Below are 1,286 nucleotides of genomic sequence, written 5' to 3' on the forward strand. Positions count from 1 at the left end.
TGCAATTCCGCTTCCAGGTTGTCATGGATTTCTTTCTCCGTTATGCCGCAAATATCTACAAAACGTTCATCCATTGAAATATCCTTCAAGTTATTCAAGTCACTGAATACGCTCACCTTCCCAAACTTCGTCACCCCCGTCAGCAAAGCGAACTTGATACAGCCGTCCATCGTTTTCAAAGCCCCATAGAAAGGCTTTAAGGTATCCCGGAATTGCTTTTGCAGCTCCTCATTGCCAATTGACTGCAACATCGGCTTGTCATATTCATCCACCAAGATAACCACCCGCTGACCGGTCTTTTCATAAGCACGTTGGATAATACCGGCAAAACGTAGGGACAACGAACGTTCCGATGGTTCGGCACCATACAGCTTTTCCCAAGCGGTCAACGATTTATCTAGAATATTATCCAGACTCTCCGAAGTGTCATACTTCTCGATATTAAGGTCAAGGTGCAAAATAGGATGTTCCATCCAGTCTTTTTCAAGTTTCTCCACCGCCAAGCCTGCAAACAGTTCCTTCTTCCCTTGAAAATAGGCTTCCAAAGTAGAGATAAGCAGACTCTTTCCGAAACGTCGCGGACGACTCAGAAAGTAATAACTCCCGGTCTTTACCATTTGATACATCAAGGCTGTCTTATCTATATAGAAATAACCGTCTTGACGGATTTTCTCGAAGTTCTGGATACCAATGGGATATATCTTATTGCTCATGCTCGCTTCTTTTTTTTATGATTCTACTCTTCCACTATCCATTTCTCTATATTTCTTGTTTGCGAACTAAAGTTCACACCCACTTTAAAAAGCTTACGATTATCCGCTTCAAAAGGAAGTGCATAATGTTTATCATTTATCTGATTCAAAGCTTCTTCTGCCGTGCCATTCAGTTTAAATTCCATGACATATATGAATTTGTCCGTCTGCAGAACAAGGTCAATACGCCCTTCGCTTGTATGATATTCCACTTTGGTATAAAAGCCCACCAGCTTGAAAACGATAAAAAGGACATTTTCGTAATGCAATTCCTGCTCGCGAATCACTTCATAGCCAGTGTCCGCAAAGAAACTTTGCAAACGACGGAAAAAAGAATCGTAATCACCTGCCCGCACCTCACGGACAAACTTCTGAATCTCAAAAGGAGACTCCACCTTGTTGACATTCGCATAATAAGGAAGAAGAAAACGGACAAAGCCCTCTTCTACTTCACGATTAGGAAAGCCAAGACGATACATTCCGAATTCCTCGTCATAACCTTTAATGGTAAGATATCCGCTCTGGTAAATCACC

The 1,286-nt window shown here is 42.0% G+C and carries 2 protein-coding genes; both read right to left on the reverse strand.

What is annotated here, in order from left to right; translation table 11 throughout:
• On the reverse strand, positions 1–713 hold a 713-nt coding region (locus H8S63_RS19710; protein WP_186927711.1), incomplete at its 3' end, for an AAA family ATPase.
• 23 nt (positions 714–736) lie between these two features.
• The coding region (locus tag H8S63_RS19715; protein WP_186927712.1) for a PD-(D/E)XK nuclease domain-containing protein at positions 737–1,286 on the reverse strand (550 nt) is incomplete at its 5' end.

The sequence above is a fragment of the Bacteroides sp. NSJ-39 genome (genome assembly GCF_014287315.1).
Taxonomy (GTDB): domain Bacteria; phylum Bacteroidota; class Bacteroidia; order Bacteroidales; family Bacteroidaceae; genus Bacteroides; species Bacteroides finegoldii.